Source organism: Prevotellamassilia timonensis, assembly GCF_021531665.1.
GTDB lineage: Bacteria > Bacteroidota > Bacteroidia > Bacteroidales > Bacteroidaceae > Alloprevotella.
In genome coordinates, this window is the sequence record NZ_JADYUH010000159.1 from 1 (window position 1) to 419 (window position 419).

The following is a 419-nucleotide window of genomic DNA, read 5'->3' on the forward strand; positions in this document are numbered from 1 at the left end:
CTTTTATGTCTTTCCCTTTCTGCCCGGGCTCATGACGCAGAGGTAGATGGAATCTTCTACAATCTGGATGCAGCCAACAAGACGGCTACGGTCACTTATGATGGAGAGTATAATAATGCATACTCCGGCGACGTAGTGATTCCTGAAACAGTGACCTATGATGGCATCACATATTCCGTCACGAGTTTGGGAAGTTTCTGCTTCTATGGTTGCAGCAGTTTGACCTCCATCACCATTCCCAACTCCGTCACGAGTTTGGGAGTTGACTGCTTCCGGGATTGCAGCAGTTTGACCGCCATCACCATTCCCAACTCCGTCACGAGTTTGGGAGTTGACTGCTTCTTTAGTTGCAGCAGTTTGACCTCCATCACCATTCCCAACTCCGTCACAAGTTTGGGAGATTACTGCTTCCGTGATTG

Annotated in this window: 1 protein-coding gene; it reads left to right on the forward strand. The window is 48.7% G+C overall.

All coding sequences use genetic code 11. The features are described from left to right. Window positions 1-419, forward strand: a 419-nt coding sequence (locus I6E40_RS10740) for a leucine-rich repeat domain-containing protein (RefSeq protein ID WP_235387281.1), incomplete at both ends; no start/stop codon positions are given.